The 17,095-nt window shown below is 75.7% G+C and carries 12 protein-coding genes; 6 read left to right on the forward strand and 6 right to left on the reverse strand.

Annotation, left to right across the window (positions count from 1 at the left end; genetic code table 11):
- Window positions 1–256: 256 nt before the first annotated feature.
- The gene (locus tag HOP40_RS23050; RefSeq protein WP_172161885.1) at window positions 257–2,560 is read left to right on the forward strand and encodes a glycerol-3-phosphate 1-O-acyltransferase; all 2,304 of its coding nucleotides are present in this window, start codon (window positions 257–259) and stop codon (window positions 2,558–2,560) included.
- Window positions 2,547–5,381: an HAD-IB family hydrolase gene (locus HOP40_RS23055; protein WP_172161887.1), complete on the forward strand. Its 2,835-nt coding sequence runs from the start codon at window positions 2,547–2,549 to the stop codon at window positions 5,379–5,381. The genes HOP40_RS23050 and HOP40_RS23055 overlap by 14 nt, the downstream gene beginning before the upstream one ends.
- 3 nt (window positions 5,382–5,384) lie before the next feature.
- Here HOP40_RS23055 and HOP40_RS23060 read toward each other — a convergent pair whose 3' ends face one another.
- Together HOP40_RS23060 and HOP40_RS23065 are read right to left on the reverse strand one after the other, a co-directional pair.
- Window positions 5,385–6,182, reverse strand: coding sequence for a siderophore-interacting protein (locus HOP40_RS23060; RefSeq protein ID WP_172161889.1), 798 nt, complete (start codon window positions 6,180–6,182; stop codon window positions 5,385–5,387).
- A gap of 190 nt (window positions 6,183–6,372) precedes the next feature.
- A complete protein-coding gene (locus HOP40_RS23065) occupies window positions 6,373–7,221 on the reverse strand; it encodes a (2Fe-2S)-binding protein (protein WP_172161891.1) in 849 nt (282 codons plus the stop codon).
- A gap of 72 nt (window positions 7,222–7,293) precedes the next feature.
- On the opposite strand from HOP40_RS23065, the gene HOP40_RS23070 reads away from it, so the two are divergent.
- The gene (locus tag HOP40_RS23070; protein WP_172161893.1) at window positions 7,294–8,427 is read left to right on the forward strand and encodes a CaiB/BaiF CoA transferase family protein; all 1,134 of its coding nucleotides are present in this window, start codon (window positions 7,294–7,296) and stop codon (window positions 8,425–8,427) included.
- On the opposite strand, the gene HOP40_RS23075 is transcribed toward HOP40_RS23070, so the two are convergent.
- Entirely contained in the window at window positions 8,428–9,234 is an 807-nt protein-coding gene (locus tag HOP40_RS23075; RefSeq protein WP_172161895.1) for a metallophosphoesterase, read from the reverse strand.
- A gap of 125 nt (window positions 9,235–9,359) precedes the next feature.
- Between HOP40_RS23075 and HOP40_RS23080 the strand changes: the two genes are divergently transcribed.
- The 3 genes from HOP40_RS23080 to glgX all read left to right on the forward strand — a co-directional run bounded on the left by HOP40_RS23080 (window position 9,360) and on the right by glgX (window position 12,611).
- Entirely contained in the window at window positions 9,360–10,088 is a 729-nt protein-coding gene (locus HOP40_RS23080) for a DUF4333 domain-containing protein (RefSeq protein WP_172161897.1), read from the forward strand.
- 65 nt (window positions 10,089–10,153) lie between these two features.
- Window positions 10,154–10,465 carry a Rieske (2Fe-2S) protein gene (locus HOP40_RS23085; protein ID WP_172161899.1) on the forward strand — a complete coding sequence of 104 codons (312 nt, stop codon included), beginning with the start codon at window positions 10,154–10,156 and terminating at the stop codon, window positions 10,463–10,465.
- Between the two features lie 37 nt (window positions 10,466–10,502).
- A complete protein-coding gene (glgX, locus tag HOP40_RS23090) occupies window positions 10,503–12,611 on the forward strand; it encodes a glycogen debranching protein GlgX (protein WP_172161901.1) in 2,109 nt (702 codons plus the stop codon).
- Between the two features lie 18 nt (window positions 12,612–12,629).
- Here glgX and HOP40_RS23095 read toward each other — a convergent pair whose 3' ends face one another.
- The 3 genes from HOP40_RS23095 to hrpB all read right to left on the reverse strand — a co-directional run bounded on the left by HOP40_RS23095 (window position 12,630) and on the right by hrpB (window position 17,090).
- Entirely contained in the window at window positions 12,630–14,057 is a 1,428-nt protein-coding gene (locus HOP40_RS23095; RefSeq protein ID WP_172161903.1) for an SDR family NAD(P)-dependent oxidoreductase, read from the reverse strand.
- A gap of 11 nt (window positions 14,058–14,068) precedes the next feature.
- Complete coding sequence (locus HOP40_RS23100; RefSeq protein WP_172161905.1) at window positions 14,069–14,473, reverse strand: DUF6319 family protein; 405 nt, start codon at window positions 14,471–14,473, stop codon at window positions 14,069–14,071.
- A gap of 118 nt (window positions 14,474–14,591) precedes the next feature.
- Entirely contained in the window at window positions 14,592–17,090 is a 2,499-nt protein-coding gene (hrpB, locus tag HOP40_RS23105; RefSeq protein ID WP_172161907.1) for an ATP-dependent helicase HrpB, read from the reverse strand.
- Between the last annotated feature and the right edge of the window lie 5 nt (window positions 17,091–17,095).

The following is a 17,095-nucleotide window of genomic DNA, read 5'->3' on the forward strand; positions in this document are numbered from 1 at the left end:
CGACAGTTCCGCCGCTCCGGCCGCCACCGGTTGGGTTCCGTCGCGTTCCGCGGAACGCGGTGCCGGCACGCTCGCGGGCCCCGCGCCGGCACCCGCGCCGACCGCGTCATCAGCCGGAAGCGTTCCGCGGAACGCGCACCGTGATCACCGACGGGTGACCGCCGTCACCGGATGAGACAGGATGGTGTGGATCGCCGGGAGCAGGCAGCCATCTGCGCGGGTAGCGGTCGGTAGAGGCAGGACGGAAGGAGCGCGGATGGGTATCGCGACGGAGGCCGGGCCGACGCAGGGGACGGTCGGTGCGGCGGAGGGCTCCGGCGCGTCGACGATCCTGCTGGTGGAGGCGACGAGCGAGGTCGAGCGGACGCTGATCGCGCAGTGGGCGCGGGAGAGCGGCCTCGAGCCGGCGCAGGTGCTGCCGCTGCACGCCCCGGCGCTGACGCGCCCGCTGGCCGAGGCCGACGGCGCCACGGTCGTGACCGCCGCCCGGGTGGCCTGGCTGCCGCGCGAGCGCAACGGCGTGCGCCGCGTCCGCTGGGCGGACCTCGCCTCGTTCACCGACCCCCGTCGCCCGCCCTCGCGGCTGCACGCCCGCATCGCCCGCCGCGAGCCCGACCGGGCGCCCGTCGTCGTCGCCGAGCCCGCCACCGTCGCCGACCTACGGACTCGCCACGGCGGCGCCGGCTCCGGCGACGGTGACCTGGGCCGGTTCGTCGCGGGACAGGCCACGCTCGCGCTCGAACGCGCCGAACGCGCCCTGGTCGGCGACCGCTACAAGGTGCCCAAGCACATCGTCGAGATGATCGAGGACACCGCGGCGTTCCGCGAGGAGGTCCGCGCGCTGGCCGAGCGCCTCGAGCTGCCCGAGGCCGAGGTGGCGGCGAAGGCGCGCACCGACCTGGAGGGCCTCGTCGCGTCGATGAGCCCGATGGCCGTCGACCTGCTCACCGGCGCCCTGCGACCGCTGCACGCCCGGGCGTGGGACGTGCAGGTCGACACGGCGGGCCTGGAGCGGCTGCGCGAGCTCAACCGCCACGACGCCCTGGTGTTCCTGCCCAGCCACCGCTCCTACGCCGACCCGCTGCTGCTCGCCGACGTCCTCGCCGAGCACGACTTCCCGCGCAACCACGTGCTGGGCGGGGAGAACCTGCGCTTCTGGCCGGTGGGGCCGGTCGCCAAGCGCGCGGGGGTCGTGTTCATCCGCCGCAGCTTCGGCGACGACGAGATCTACAAGCTCGCGGTGCGCGAGTACTTCGGGTTCCTGCTCTCCAAGCGGTTCAACCTGGAGTGGTACATGGAGGGCGGCCGCTCGCGCACGGGCAAGCTGCGCTCGCCGAAGTTCGGACTGCTGGCCAACGTCGCGGAGGCCGTCGAGCGCGACCGCGTGTCCGACGTCCACCTCGTCCCCGTCTCGATCACCTACGACCAGCTCCGCGAGGTCGCCGCGATGGCGGCCGAGCAGGCCGGCGCGGCGAAGAAGGGCGAGGGGCTCGCCTGGCTCGCGCGCTACGCGAAGGCCCAGCTCAGCCAGATCGGCACCGCGCAGGTGCGGTTCGCCGAGCCGATCTCGCTGCGCGCCGCCCTCGCGAGCAGCCCGGACCGGCGGCTGGCCCTGCAGAAGGCGGCGTTCGAGGTGGCCGTCGGGATCAACCGGGTCACCCCGATCACGGCGACGGCGCTGGTCACGCTCGCGCTGCTCGGCGTCCGCGACCGCGCCCTGACCCTCGGCCAGGTGCGCAGCGTGCTCGCCCCCGTCCGCGACTACGTCCTGGAGCGCGGCCTGCCGCACGGGGAGGTCCGGCCGGGCGGTGACCGGCCCGGCGGTGACCGTCTCGACACCGACGCCGGCGTCCGGGGCGTGCTCGCCGCGCTGGCCGCGTCCAACGTGGTGACGACGTACGCGGGCGGCGAGGAGCCGGTCTACGCCATCGAGCGCGGGCAGCACCTCGTCGCCGCGTTCTACCGCAACAGCGCCATCCACCACTTCGTCGACCGCGCGCTGGCCGAGCTCGTGCTGCTCAGCCCGCCCGACGAGCGCTGGGAGGAGGCGTTCGCGCTGCGCGACCTGCTGAAGTTCGAGTTCTTCTTCCCCGACCGCGACACCTACCGCGCCCGACTCACCGCCGAGCTCGAGCGCCTCGACCCGGGCTGGGAGACCGCCGAGGACGGGCGCGCGGTCCTGGCTCGCGCACCGTTCCTGATGGCGCACCGGGTGCTCCGCTCGTTCGTCGACGCCCAGCTCGTCGTGGCCGAACGGCTCGCCGCGCGCGTTCCGCGGAACGCGATCGTCGAGAAGGAGTTCCTCGACGAGTGCGGCGGCGTCGGGCAGCAGATGCTGCTGCAGGGCCGTCTGCACGGGCCCGAGTCGCTCTCGCGCGAGCTGTTCGCGAGCGCCCTGCGCCTGGCCGGCAACCTCGACCTCCTCGACCCGGGTCGCGAGGAGCTGGCCCTGCGCCGTGCTGACCTGGCGAGCAGACTGCGCGCCGTGGTGGGACGCGTGATCACGATCGACGAGCTGGACGCGGCGTCGCGGCAGGAGGTCGTCGGTGTCGCACCCTGACCGCGCGGCCTGGACCGAGGCCGACCTGATCGCCGACGTCGACGACGGGCCGCAGGGCCCCGAGATCGGCGCCTTCTTCGACTTCGACGGCACCCTGATCGACGGCTTCTCCCTCGGCGCCTTCGCGCGGCACCACGTCCGCTCCGGCCACGTCGTGCCGGTCGACCTGGGCCGGATGCTGCTCATCGGCATGCGCGGGCTCACGACCGAGGAGGACTTCGAGCGGTTCTTCGTCCTCGGCATGCGCGCCTGGGCGGGGCGCAGCGAGGACGAGCTGACGGAGCTGGGGGAGCGGCTGTGGCGCCAGGGCGTCGCCGGCTCGCTCTACCCGGAGGCCTGGCGCCTGGTCGCCGCGCACCGCCGCGCCGGGCACACCGTCGTGCTCGCCTCCAGCGCCACCCGCTTCCAGGTGGAGCCGGCGGCGCGGGCGATGGGCGTGGAGCACGTGCTGGTCACGCCGGTCGAGTTCGCCGACGGGCTGTGCACCGGACGGCCGGGCGGGCCGCCGCTGTGGCGGGCCGGGAAGGCCGCCGCGGTGCGCGAGTTCGCGCCGTCGCACGGCGTCGACCTCGGCCGCAGCTACGCCTACTCCAACGGCGACGAGGACGTGCCGTTCCTGCGCACCGTCGGGCGCCCCCGCGCCCTCAACCCCGGCGACGCCCTGGCCCGCGAGGCCGCGGAGCAGGGCTGGCCGGTCGCGCGGTTCCGCTCGCGCGGGCGGGGCGGGCCGCGGGAGATGGCCCGCGCGCTCGGGGCGGTCGGCGGCACGCTCGGCGGGTTCGGCGCCGGCCTGGCGCTCGGCGCGGTCAACCAGCTCCTGGGCCAGGGCAGCCGCCGCGACGCCGTCGACCTCGGCCTCGGCCTGGCCGGCGACCTCGGCACCGCGCTGGCCGGGGTCTCCCTCGACGTGCGCGGCGCCGAGCACCTCGTCTCGCACCGCCCCGCGGTGTTCCTGTTCAACCACCAGAGCCAGCTCGACGTCATCGTGCTCGCGAAGCTGCTGCGCGGCGGGTTCACCGCGGTCGCCAAGAAGGAGGCGGCGAGCATCCCCGGGTTCGGCGCGGCGTTCCGGCTGGCCGACGTCGCGTTCGTCGACCGCGGCAACACCACCGCCGCGAAAGCCGCGCTCGAACCGGCCGTTGAGCGGCTGCGCGAGGGGATCTCCCTGGTCATCGCGCCGGAGGGCACGCGCAGCGTCACCCCGGCGCTCGGCCCGTTCAAGAAGGGCGCCTTCCACGTCGCGATGCAGGCCGGCGTGCCGATCGTGCCGGTCGTGATCCACAACGCCGGCGAGCTGATGTGGCGCGGCGCGTCGACGATCCGCGAGGGCACGGTGCAGGTCACCGTGCTGCCGCCCGTCGACACCGCGGACTGGCGCACCGACGAGCTCGACGCCCGCGTCGCCGAGGTCCGCGACGCCTACCTCGCCGCGCTCGACCAGCGAGAGGTCGGCGCGCCCCGCGGCAGCGTCGAGGTGACGACCGGACCGACGGGGCCGGTGCACGTGCCGCTGGAGTGGGGCACGACCGCGGAGATGGACGCCGACGCGGCCGCGGTCTGGCGCACCGGCTCCGCCCGCTCGACGCTCACCCTGCTGGAGCTGCTCGACCCCGCGCCCGACCCCGAGCGGCTCGCCGCCGCGCATGAGTGGGCGTCCCGGATGGTGCCGCGGATGCGCCAGATCGTCGCCGAGCCCGCGCTCGGGGCCGGGGCGCCGGTGTGGGCCGGTGTCGAGGACGTCGACCTGGAGCACCACGTCACGCGCGTGACCCTGCCCGCCCCCGGCTCGCACCGCCAGCTCCTCGACGCCGTCGCGCAGTTCGCCGCCGCCCCGCTCGACCGCAGCCGTCCGCTGTGGGCCGCGCTGCTGGTGGAGGGCCTGCAGGACGGCTCGGCCGGGTACGCGGTGAAGATCCACCACAGCGTCACCGACGGCGTCGGCGCCGTCCGGCTGATGGGCATGCTGCACAGCCGCACCGCCGAGCACGACCCGGAGCGCCCCGAGCCGCCGGTGCCGCCCGTGCTCGCCGCGCCGTCGGCGGTGGGGGCGCTGGCGCGGCTCGGCGCGGGGGTCGTGACGCACCCGGTCGGCACCGTCACCGGCCTCGTCCGCTCCGCCGCCCGCGTCCTGGCGCCGCCCGCCGACTCCGCGGGTCGGCGCGCGCCGCTGCTGGCCGGGCGGGGCGGGATCCGTCGCGTCGAGGTGCTGGAGGTGCCGCTCGCCGATCTGCGCGCCGGTGCCGCCGCCGCGGGCGGGTCGCCGACCGACGGGTTCCTCGCCGCCGTGCTCGGCGCGCTGCGCGAGTACCACCGGCACTGCGGGGTGGACGTGGACGGGGGCGGCGTCGACGGCATCGACGGCATCGACGGGGACCCCCTGGAGGACGGCGGGACCACCGTCTCCCTGGGCCTGCCCGTCGGGCTCGGCGCGCAGGACGGCGCGGGCGGGCGGCTCGCCGGGGCCGTGGTGCGCGCGCCGCTCACCGTCGCCGACCCGGCCGACCGCGTCCGAGCGGTGCGCGAGCTGGTGCTCTCGACCGGGCCGTCCGGGCCGCTCGGGGCCGGCGCCGACGTGCAGGTGGCGTCGGTGCCCGGGATCGGGCACCCGGTGTGGTTCGCGGGCTCCCGCATCACGCGGCTCTACCCGCTCGGCCCGCTGGCCGGGTGCGCCGCGACGGTGACGATGGTGGCCCACGACGGCACTGCGTGCGTCGGGATCGTGCTCGACGACGCGGCCGTCACGGAGCCGGACGTGTTCGTCGAGGGTGTGCGGGCCGGGCTGGCCGAGGTGGTCGCCCTGGGTCGGGACGTCCCGGAGTAGGGCTCAGACGTCGGCCTCCACCTCGCGGTTCCAGTCGGCCTTGCTCGACTGCCAGCCGTCCTCGGTGAACGTGCGGCGCCAGTAGCCCGACACCGACAGGTCGGCCCGCGGCACGGCCCGCTCGCCCAGCAGGTGCTTGCGCAGCGCGCGCGTGGCGACCGCCTCGCCGTGCACGAACGCGCACACCCGCCCGGCCGGGAACTCGAGCTTCTCGACGGCGCGCAGCAGGAGGTCGGGCGCGCCGGGGTCGGCGTCGCGGTGCAGCCAGCTGATCGACAGCGCGCCGGGGGAGGTGAGCTCCATCTCGTCGGCCGGCCCGTCGACCTCCAGGAACACGTGCACCGGCACCCCCTCGGGGACGCGCGCGAGCGACACCGCGATCGCGGGCACGGCGCTCTCGTCGCCGGCCATCAGGTGCCAGTCGGCCTCGGGATCGGGCCGGAAGGCGCCGCCCGGGCCGCGCAGGACGAGCAGGTCGCCGGGCTTCGCGGCCTGCGCCCACGGCCCCGCGACGCCGGTGTCGCCGTGCACCACGAAGTCGATCGCCAGCTTCCCGTCCTCCCAGGACCGGACGGTGTAGGTGCGCAGGACCGGCCACTGCTCGCGCGGCAGCGTCGCCCGGACCTCGGCGGGGTCGAACGGCACCTCGTACGGCGCGCCGGGCGGGGGGAAGGCGAGCTTGACGTAGTGGTCGGTGAAGTCGCCCGCGGCGAACCCGTCGAGCCCCTCACCGCCGAGGACCACGCGCACCAGGTGCGGGGTCAGCTGCTGGACGTGCTCGACACGGCCGTACACGGGCATCTCCTCGTCGCCGGAAGGAAGTAAGGCCGACCTTACTCCTGAGCGGCGCGACGGCGCGGCGAGCGTTCCGCGGAACACTCTGGGGGAGGCGGCGAGCGTTCCGCGGAACACTCGGTGGCAGGCGGAGCGCGTTCCGCGGAACACCCGGTGGCAGGCGGAGCGCGTTCCGCGGAACGCGATCGGGACGCTCCTACGGCAGCTGCGAGTAGCGCTGCACCCGCTCCGCGTCGTCGACGCGCGGGCACGTGGAGCAGGCCAGGCCGTCGTCGGCGACCTTGAAGTAGTAGCAGCACCCGACCCGGCGCCTGCTGATGTGCTCGCGGTCCTGCACGTCGACGAAGCGGTAGAGCGACGACGGGGCCGCGAACTCGACCGTGCCGCCGGGCAGCACGGCGGCCGCCTCCGCGACGGACGCGACGTCCTCGGGGTCGCCGCCGAACCAGACACCGGTGTCGAGCCCGTCGTAGAACGCGCCGAGCAGCCCGCGGCGGGGGAGCCGGGCGCCGCCGCGGTAGCCCGCGAGGAACTCGTCGGCGTGCGCCCGCACCTGCGTGCGCAGGACCGCGGCGAGCTCCGCCTCGTCGGCGACGACGGTGGCCGCCGGGTGGTCGGCGTCGGGGTCGCCGGGCAGGCACCAGAAGCGCGGGTCGAGCAGCGCGATGCCGTCGGGGTGGTGCTCCTCGGGGTCGCAGCGGAACGCCAGCGACGCGCGGTCGACGCGCGGCACCCGCCGGGCCAGCCGGAACAGCGCGCCCCCGACCTGCCCGGGCAGTCCGGCGTAGCCGTCGAGGCAGAACCCGCTGACGGTCATGGGGTGGGTCCGGCCGCAGGTGCGGGTGACCGTGCCGGCCATCCGCTCCTCCCACCCGGCGAGGAAGGCGGCGTCGACGTCGGTGCAGCGGACCCAGGCCGGCCCGTCGGCCGCCTCCTCGGGCAGCCCCACCCGGACCGCGAGCCACCCGATCGCCGCGTCGAGGCGCTCGACGGAGGAGTGCAGGGGTCCCGCCACCAGTGCCCGAGTCGCCAGTGCCCGCGTCATGTTGGTGAGGCTAGCCTCCGCTGTCCCGGGGTGTCGACGACGGAGCCGGGGACGCCGGGGGAGACTGGCCCCGTGCTCCCCCTCGACGGAATCGTGGTCGTCTCCTGCGAGCAGGCCGTGGCCGCCCCGTTCGCCACCCGCCAGCTCGCCGAGCTCGGCGCCCGCGTCATCAAGATCGAGCGGCCGGGCGAGGGCGACTTCGCGCGCGCCTACGACACCACCGTCCACGGCCAGTCCAGCCACTTCGTGTGGCTCAACCGGTCGAAGGAGTCGATGGCCGTCGACCTCAAGTCCGACGCCGCCACCGTGCACCGCCTGCTCGAGCGCGCCGACGTGTTCGTCCAGAACTTCGCCCCCGGCGCGGCGGAGCGGCTCGGCCTCGGCGCCGACGACCTGCGCGCCCGCCACCCGCGGCTGATCACCTGCTCCATCTCCGGCTACGGCCCGAGCGGGCCCTACCGCGACGCGAAGGCCTACGACCTGCTCATCCAGTCCGAGGCCGGGCTCGTGTCGGTTACCGGCAGTCCGGAGGAGCCCGCGAAGGCCGGGATCCCCGCGGCCGACATCGGCGCCGGCATGTACGCCTTCTCCGGCATCCTCGCCGCGCTCTACGACCGCGAGCGCACCGGCGCGGGCACGCACGTCGAGATCAGCCTGTTCGACGCACTGGTCGAGTGGATGGGCTTCCCGCTGCAGTACACCGCGGGCAGCGGGGCGCCGCCGCCGCGCACCGGCACCAGCCACGCCGCCATCGCCCCCTACGGCACGTTCCGCGCGGGCGACGGCGTCGAGGTCGTCCTGGGCATCCAGAACGAGCGCGAGTGGGTCGCGTTCTGCGCGGGCGTGCTGGAGCGTCCGGAGCTCGCGACCGACCCCCGCTTCGACACCGGCGCCCGCCGCGTCGCGCACCGGCCCGCGCTGCACACCGAGATCGACTCCGTGCTCGGCGCGCTCACCGGCGCGGAGCTCGTCGAGCGGCTCGGGCGCGCCCGGATCGCGTACGGCCGCCGCCGCGAGGTTGCCGAGGTCCTGGAGCACCCGCAGCTCGCCGCGCGCGACCGCTGGGCTGTCGTCGACACCCCCGGCGGGCCGGTCCGCACCCTGCTCCCGCCGATCTCGCTGCCCGGGCGCCCGCCGCGGCTCGGGCCCGTGCCCGCGGTCGGCGAGCACACCGACGCGATCCGGGCCTGGCTCGACGCCGACTAGCTACCGCGCCTCCAGCGCGTCGACCTGCGCCCCCGACAGCGCCAGCGCCACCTCCGGGTCCACCGGCACCGCCGTGACGACCACCCCGTCGTCGAACAGGTCGATCCGGCTCACCGTCGGCGCGATCAGCACGCGCTCGCCGCGGTCGGGGGCGAGGCCGTCCGAGCCGTAGGAGGTCGCCCCGCCGGTCCACACCGGTACGCCGCCGATCGCGCCCGCGCTGACGACGTGGGTGTGTCCGGCCAGCACGATCCGCACGTCCGACCCGGCGAGGACGGGCGCCAATGCATTCCGCCCGCGCAGCTCGATGCGTCGCGACAGCCGGTTCGCCGTCGGCAGCGGCGGGTGGTGCAGGGCCAGCACCGTGCCGTCGGGGACGGGCTCGGCCAGCTCGGCGGCCAGCCACTCGAGCTGGGCCGGGCGCAGCTCGCCGTGCCCGTGGCCGGGCACCGACGTGTCCAGCACGACGACCCGCAGCCCGCCCAGGCGCACCACGTGGTCGAGCGGGGCGTCGTCGGCGGGCTCGCCCAGCAGGTGCTCGCGCAGGGCCGCGCGGTCGTCGTGGTTGCCCGCGACGGCGACCACCGGCACCCCGAGCGGCGCGACGAGCTCCCGCAGGCGGGCGTAGGTCGGGCCGTCGCCCGCGTCGGCGAGGTCGCCGGTGAGCAGCAGCGCCGCCGGGCGCACCCCCGAGGCCGTGACGGCGGCCAGCGCCCGCGCGAACGGCGCCGCCGTGTCGACCCGCCCCTGGAGCAGCGATCCCTCGGGCACCAGGTGCAGGTCGGTGATCTGTATCAGCGTGTGCACCCGCCCATCCTCCCCGCGGAGGGTGGTGCTGGCACGAGCCCGGGCGGCCTGCAGACACCGTCGTCGGGAGCCCTCCCGGCGACAAGGGTTGTGATGAGCGCAGAACACCCCACGAGGAGAGCGTCATGATCGAGCCCACCGCCGTCGTCCCGACCTACCGGGGCCCGCAGGTCCCCCAGCAGCAGGCGTGGGGGCAGTACGACCCGTACGCCGCGACCCGGCTCGGCCCGGCCCCGGCCGCGCCCGGGTTCCGCGACCCGCTGTTCGCCGACGGCCGCTACGACCAGCAGGCGCGTGGTTGGGAACAGCCGGCACCGCCGCCCCGCCGGCGCACCGGCCTGATCGTCGGCGTCGTGGTCGGCGTCCTCGCGCTGCTCGGCGCGCTCGCCGCCGCCGCGGTGCTGTTGCTCGCGCCCCGCCAGCTCAGCACCGCCGACGTGCAGAGCGAGATCGTCCGCGTCACCCAGGAGGAGGTGGGCGTCGCCCCGGTCGACGTCCGCTGCCCCGGGTCGATCGAGGTTGCCGCCGGCTCCACGACGACCTGCACCGCGACCCTCGACGGCCAGGCGCTCACCTACGGCGTCCGCCAGGACGACGACCAGGGCAACCTGACGATCACCCACGACCGCACCCTGCTCGTCGCCGAGGTCGACGCCACCACCTCCGCGCTGCTCAGCGCCGAGGTCGGCGAGGAGGTCGTCGTCGCCTGCGGCGCCGAGGGGCAGACGGTGCTGGTCAACGCGCCCGGTGCGCCGATGTCCTGCGGCGCGGCCAACGTCGCCGACCCCACCCTGACCGCCGCCCTGACCGTCACCGTCGACGAGGCCGGCACCGTCGCCTACGAGGTCCTCTGACCACCGCCGCCACACCGCACGCCCGGTCGCTCCCGCGAAGCGGCCGGGCGTGCGACGCTGCGGGGATGACCGGGCCACCCGCCGTCGCCGCCGTCGAGACCGCCGCCGTGCCCGTCGGCGGGGGAGTGGTCGTGGCGGCCCTGAACGTCGTCGTCACCCAGCCCGTCGAGGGCGAGTTCGCCGCGTTCGAGGCCACCTGCACCCACCTCGGCTGCACGGTCCGCTCCGTCGCCGCGGGGACGATCAGCTGCTTCTGCCACGGCAGCCGGTTCCGGGTCGCCGACGGGTCGGTGGCGGGCGGCCCGGCCCCGTCGCCACTGCCCCGGCGGGAGATCGTCGTGACCAGCGGCACGGTTTACCTGGTCGGCGGTCCGTGACCCCTGCGGGCCGCCCGCCGCGGTGGTAGGACGACCTGTGCACATCTGGCCCGGTCGCCCCTATCCCCTCGGCGCCACCTACGACGGTGGCGGTACCAACTTCGCCATCTTCTCCGAGGTGGCCCACCACATCGAGCTGTGCCTGATCGACGACGACGGCTCCGAGACCCGGCTGTCCCTCCCCGAGCGCGACGGCCTCGTCTGGCACGGCTACCTCCCGCGCTGCGGCCCCGGCCAGCGCTACGGCTACCGGGTGCACGGCCCGCACGAGCCGTCGGCGGGGCTGCGCTGCAACCCGGCGAAGCTGCTGCTCGACCCGTACGCCAAGGCCGTCGACGGGGAGAACCGCTGGGACGAGGCGCTGTTCGGCTACCGCTTCGGCGAGCCCGACTCCTACAACGACACCGACTCCGCGCCCTACGCCGCCACCTCGGTCGTCGTGAACCCCTACTTCGACTGGGCCGACGACCGCCCGCTGCGCATCCCGTACCACGAGACCGTGATCTACGAGGCCCACGTCAAGGGCATGACGATGCGCCACCCGGACGTCCCCGACGACGTCCGCGGCACCTACGCGGGCCTCGCGCACCCGGCGATGATCAAGCACCTGCGGTCGCTGGGCGTGACCGCGCTGGAGCTCATGCCGGTGCACCAGTTCGTCCACGACTCCACGCTCGCGGACAAGGGCCTGCGCAACTACTGGGGCTACAACACGATCGGCTTCTTCGCCCCGCACAACGACTACGCCTGCTTCGGCACCCGCGGCGAGCAGGTGCAGGAGTTCAAGACGATGGTGCGCGCGCTGCACCGCGCGGGCATCGAGGTCATCCTCGACGTCGTCTACAACCACACCGCCGAGGGCAACCACCTGGGCCCGACGCTGTCGTTCCGCGGCGTCGACAACCGGGCCTACTACCGGCTCGTCGACGGCGACGAGAAGTACTACTACGACACCACCGGCACCGGGAACAGCCTCAACGTCCGCCACCACGAGTCGCTGCGGCTGATCATGGACTCGCTGCGGTACTGGGTCACCGAGATGCACGTCGACGGCTTCCGGTTCGACCTCGCCTCGTCGCTGGCGCGGGAGTTCCACTCCGTCGACCGCCTCTCGGCGTTCTTCGACCTCGTCAACCAGGACCCGGTGGTCAGCCAGGTCAAGCTGATCGCCGAGCCGTGGGACGTCGGCGACGGCGGGTACCAGGTCGGCGGGTTCCCGCCGCTGTGGACGGAGTGGAACGGCAAGTACCGCGACACCGTCCGCGACTTCTGGCGCGGCGAGCCCGCGAGCCTCGGCGAGTTCGCCGCGCGCTTCACCGGCAGCAGCGACCTCTACGAGGCCGACAACCGCCGGCCCATCGCCTCGATCAACTTCGTCACCGCGCACGACGGCTTCACGCTCAACGACCTCGTCTCCTACAACGAGAAGCACAACGAGGCCAACGGCGAAGACAACAACGACGGCGAGAGCCACAACCGCTCCTGGAACTGCGGTGTGGAGGGCCCGACCGAGCAGGCCGAGGTCAACGTCCTGCGCGAGCGGCAGAAGCGCAACTTCCTCGCGACCCTGCTGCTCAGCCAGGGCGTCCCGATGATCTCCCACGGCGACGAGCTCTCCCGCACGCAGGACGGCAACAACAACGTCTACTGCCAGGACGGGGAGATCAGCTGGATCGACTGGGAGAACGCCCGCGAGCACGAGGTGCTCACCGAGTTCACGGGCGCGCTGGCGCGCCTGCGGGCCGAGCACCCGGTGTTCCGGCGCCGGCGGTTCTTCCAGGGCCGCGCGATCACCGGCTCCAACATCGAGGACATCGCGTGGCTGCGCCCCGACGGGCAGCAGATGTCGGACGGCGACTGGAGCTCGGGCATCCGCAGCATCGGGGTCTACCTCAACGGCAAGGGCATCCCCGAGCGCGACGACCTCGGCGAGCAGATCGTCGACGACTCGTTCCTGCTGCTCGTCAACGCCCACCACCAGCAGGTGTCGTTCACGCTGCCCGACGAGTCCTACGGACGGGCGTGGCAGGTCGTGATCGACACGGCCGACCCGCTGCTGGCCAACGCCCGCCGCCGCAACCCGGCCCCGGGCGCGCGCGTCCGGATCCCGGCGCGGGCGATGCAGGTGCTCCAGTGCCGTTACTAGCGCGGTGCAGGTACCAGCTCACCAGGCGGTCGGTTCGTAGTCCTTGAGGAAGCAGCCGTGCAGGTCCTCGCCCGCCTCGCCCCGGACGATCGGGTCGTAGACGCGGGCGGCGCCGTCGACCAGGTCGAGGGGGGCGTGGAAGCCCTCCTCGGCCAGGCGCAGCTTCGTGGGGTGCGGGCGCTCGTCGGTGATCCAGCCGGTGTCGACGGCGGTCATCAGGATGCCGTCGGTGGCCAGCATCTCCGCGGCGCTGGTGCGCGTCAGCATGTTCAGCGCGGCCTTCGCCATGTTCGTGTGCGGGTGGCCCGGCCCCTTGTACGCGCGGCTGAACTGGCCCTCCATCGCGCTCACGTTGACGACGTACGTGCGCCGCGCGGGCGAGGCCGCCAGGGCCGGGCGCAGGCGGCTGATGAGGATGAACGGCGCCGTCTGGTTGCACAGCTGGACCTCGAGCAGCTCCAGCGGGTCGATCTCGTCGACGTGCTGGGTCCAGCTGTTCACCGGCGCCGTGTCGGGCAGCAGCCCGCCCGCGTCGATGGCCGTGCCGGCGGCGATCCGCTCCGGTGACGCCGAGCGGGCGGCCAGGGCGAGCCCGGTGACGGCGCCGGCGGCGTGCGGGCTCTGCTCCTGCAGGCTCCCGGCCAGCGCCGCGGGGTGGGCGTCGCTGACGTGGTCGAACGTGACCACCTCCACCGGCGTCGGCGGCAGCGGGGTGCGCTCGGCCTCGACCAGCGCGGAGTAGGAGCCGGGGGAGCGGCGCACGGTCTGGGCCGCGTTGTTGACCAGGACGTCCAGCGGGCCCTGGGCGGCGACCGAGTCGGCGAGCGCGACGACCTGGGCCGGGTCGCGCAGGTCGATCCCGACGACGCGCAGGCGGTGCAGCCAGTCGGCGCTGTCCTCCATCGCGGAGAACCGGCGCACGGCGTCGTGCGGGAACCGCGTGGTGATCGTGGTGTGGGCGCCGTCGCGCAGCAGCCGCAGCGCGATGTACATGCCGATCTTGGCCCGGCCGCCGGTGAGCAGGGCGCGGCGGCCGGTGAGGTCGGTGCGGGCGTCGCGGCGGCTGCGGTTCTGCGCGGCGCACGGCGGGCAGAGCTGGTGGTAGAAGGCGTCGACGACGTGGAAGCGGCGCTTGCAGGTGTAGCAGGCGCGCGAGCGCAGCAGCGTGCCCGCGGACGCCCCGGCCGTGGTCGAGACCAGCGGCAGCCCGGCCGTCTCGTCGTCGATCCGGCCCGGGGCGCCGGTGGCCGTGGCCGCGGTCACGGCCCCGTCGGCCGCGGCGACCGCGTCGCGCTTGGCGTGGCGCCGGGCGACCTTCACCGACTTCCAGATCCCCGCGGTGGCCCGTCTGACCCGCACGGCGTCGGGGTGCTCGGGCGGCAGGTCGGTGACGACGTCGAGCACGCGCAGGAACGCCGCGAGGTCGTCGGGCGGGATCGTGGACACGGACCAGGAGCCTACGGCGCCCGGTCCGGCCCCTCGTCGTCCATCTCGGCCAGGGCCTTGCGCGCCTGCTCCAGCTCGGCCTCCAGGGCGGCCACGCGGGCGGCGCGCTGCTCGCGGGCGGCGCCGATCATGGCGTCGATCGGGCCGGACAGCTCGGCGCTGAGCTCCTGCGCCGCGCGCGACACGGCCGCCGCGGTGACGGGCAGCCCGCGTGTGAGCCAGGACGTGCCCTGCTTCAGCTCGGCCTGCCACTCGCCGTCGGCGGTGCCGCTGACGGTGAGCGTCAGCTCGACCATGCGCGTGGTGCGGGCCGTGGAGGTGCCCTTGGGTCGGCCGCGGCGGCGCTTCTCGGGCTCGGCCGGGGCCTCGACGGGGGTGGGGGCCGGGGCCTCGGGGGTCGGTTCGGCGGTGCTCATCTCGCGGCGGTTCCCTCTCGTGGCGGTGCGGATCCATGGTGATCGTAGAACAGGTGTTCGACCGATCCGGCTCCGGGGCGTGACGTCCGTGGCACCAGCGGTGACGCTGCGCGTCCGGTCAGCGGCGCCGCCCGGCCCGGCGCGTCGGCGCGGCGGTGAGCGGGTCCTCGGGCCAGGGGTGCTTCGGGTAGCGCCCGCGCAGCTCGGCGCGCACCTGCGGGTAGCCGGTGGTCCAGAACGAGGCCAGGTCGGCGGTGACGGCCGCCGGGCGCCCGGCGGGGGAGAGCAGGTGCAGCACCACCGGGAGCCGCCCGCCCGCGACGGTCGGGGTGTCGGTCCAGCCGAAGCACTCCTGCACGCGGACGGCGAGGACGGGCTGGTCGCCGGACCAGTCGAGCGTGATCGACGACCCGGTCGGCACGGTGATCCGCTCCGGCGCGAGCTCGTCGAGGACGCTGGTGTGGCGCCAGTCCAGCCGCGACCGCAGGACCGGCCCGGCGTCGATCCGCCCGAGGTCGGCGCGGGAGCGGGCGCGGGTGAAGGGTCCGGTCCACCACGGGTCGGGATCGGCGAGCAGCGCGGTGTCACCCACGTCCGGCCACGGCTCGCCGAGGACCCGGTGCAGGGCGGCGAGCCGGTCGCGCAGCCGCCGGGCGCCGTCGGTCCAGCGCAGCAGGCCCAGACCCTCGCTGCGCAGGCCCTCGAGCAGGGCGGCGCGCAGGAGCGCGGGGTCGGGGCGGTCGAGGCGGCGCTCCTCGAGCACGATCGCGCCGAGGCGCCGGACGTGCCGGGCGACGACGTCACCGCCGCCCTGGCCCTGCGACGACCAGGCCACCTCGTCGGCCTCGGCGAGCAGTGCGGGCGCGGCGAGCTCGGCCAGCTCCCGGTCGGCGGCCGCGGCCAGGCGCACGGTGCCGTTCTCCGCGCCCGGCGCCCGGTCCGCAACCGCCACCGCGAGCCACTCCGCGGCGGCCTGCGGGCTGCCGGGCGGCAGGGCGACGGCCGTGCCGCCCGCCATGAGGTACAGCTCGCCGCGCGCACGGCCGTGGGGGGCGTCCTCGACGGCCGCGCCCGTCCGGCGGCGCCGCGCCAGCCGCTCGGGGTGGGCCAGCGCCACGACCAGCGCCGCGCCACCCTCCACCCTGCCGCGGTTCCCCTTGTCGCTGCCGGCCCCCACGAGCCGCCGCAGCCGCGCGGCCTCGGTGCGCCAGCGGCCGCTGCCCGGGGCGGTTCCCGCGCGGAGCTTCGCCAGCTCGGCGTCGGCGTCGGACCCGGCGCCGAGCGTGTCGTCGTCGAGCAGGGCGACGACCTCGGCGGCCGCCCGCGCCCCGACGAGCGCCGCCCCGTCGAGCAGGGCGCGCGCCAGCCGCGGGTGCAGGCCGAGGCCGGCCATCCGGCGCCCGCGGGCGGTGGTGGCGCCGGTCGCGTCAAGAGCGCCCAGCGCGCGGAGCACCTGGTGCCCGGCGCGCAGCGGCCCCTCCGGCGGTGCGTCCCACCAGCGCAGACCGCCGCCGTCCGGCGTCCCCCAGCAGGCGAGGTCGAGCGCGAGGCGGGTGAGGTCGGCGGTGCGGATCTCCGGCTCGGGGTAGCGGGGGAGGAGCTCACCCTCGGGCCAGCAGCGGTGCACCCGGCCGGGCGCCTCGCGGCCCGCGCGCCCGGCCCGCTGCTGCGCGACGGCGTCGGACACGCGGACGGTGACGAGCCCGGCCATCCCGCGGCGGTGGTCGACGCGCGGCGTGCGGGCCAGCCCGGCGTCGACGACGGCGCGGACGCCGGGCACCGTCAGGCTCGACTCGGCCACCGCGGTCGCGAGGACGACGCGGCGCCGCTGTCCGATCTGCAGCGCCGCGTCCTGCTCGGCCGCCGGCAGCCGCCCGTGCAGCGGCAGGACGTCGGCGTCGAGGCCCGACAGCGCGGCCGCCGTCCGCCGGATCTCCGCGACGCCGGGCAGGAACGCGAGCACGTCACCGTCACCGCCGTCCAGGGCGGCCCGCACCGCCCGCGCGACGGTGGCCTCGATCCGCTCCCCGCGCACCGGCGGGTCGTGGCGCACGGCCACCGGGAACGTGCGGGCCTCGACGCGCAGCACGGGCGCGTCCCCGTCGGCGTCCGACCCGAGCAGCTCGGCGAGCCGGCCCGTGGCGACGGTGGCCGAGGTGGCGAGCAGCCGCAGGTCGGGGCGCAGGCCGTCGCGGGCGTCGAGGAGCAGGGCGAGCAGCAGGTCGGCGTCGAGGTGGCGCTCGTGGCACTCGTCGAGCAGGACGGTGCCGACGCCCGCGAGCTCCGGGTCGGCGGCCAGGCGGCGCAGCAGCAGACCGGACGTGACGACCTCGACGCGGGTGCGCGCCGAGGTCCGGGAGTCGCCGCGCACCGAGTAGCCGACCGTCTCGCCGACCGGCTCCCCGAGCAGCGACGCCATCCGCGCCGCCGCGGCCCGTGCGGCGAGGCGGCGGGGCTCGGCGACGACCACGCGCCCGTCGAGCGCGAGCAGCGCCAGGGGGACCAGCGTCGTCTTGCCGGTGCCGGGCGGCGCCACCAGCACCGCCGCGCCGCGGCCGGCGAGCGTCGCGGTGATCTCGTCGAGCGCGGCGCGCACGGGGAGATCGGGCAGGTCCATCACCG

This window comes from Pseudonocardia broussonetiae, from assembly GCF_013155125.1.
Taxonomy (GTDB): domain Bacteria; phylum Actinomycetota; class Actinomycetes; order Mycobacteriales; family Pseudonocardiaceae; genus Pseudonocardia; species Pseudonocardia broussonetiae.